Genomic DNA, 246 nt, shown 5'->3' with positions numbered 1-246 from the left:
ATATCAAAGCCGTGCATTTTTAACTCAGCAATGGCGCCTTCGATGGTTTCACCTTTGGCTGGGTTGATGGTCATCGTCGCGCCCATTTTTTTGGCAAGCGCTAAGCGATAATCGCTGATATCGCTGACCACGATATTACGTGCCCCTGCGAAGCGGCAAATCGCTGTCGCCATAGAACCAATCAGCCCTGCGCCCGTAATCAGCACATCTTCACCAAGGACAGGGAATGAAAGGGCAGTATGCGTG

1 protein-coding gene is annotated in these 246 nt (G+C 51.6%); it reads right to left on the bottom strand.

Translation table 11 applies throughout. The features are described 5' to 3' along the window. Positions 1-246 (bottom strand): zinc-binding dehydrogenase (locus SB725_RS33150; protein ID WP_410923693.1); only part of this gene is annotated, 246 nt, incomplete at both ends.

Origin of the sequence: Pseudomonas sp. SIMBA_041, from assembly GCF_046535095.1 — a bacterium.
Classification (GTDB): Bacteria; Pseudomonadota; Gammaproteobacteria; order Pseudomonadales; family Pseudomonadaceae; genus Aquipseudomonas; species Aquipseudomonas mucoides.
This window is presented reverse-complemented; position numbering and strand designations above follow the sequence as displayed.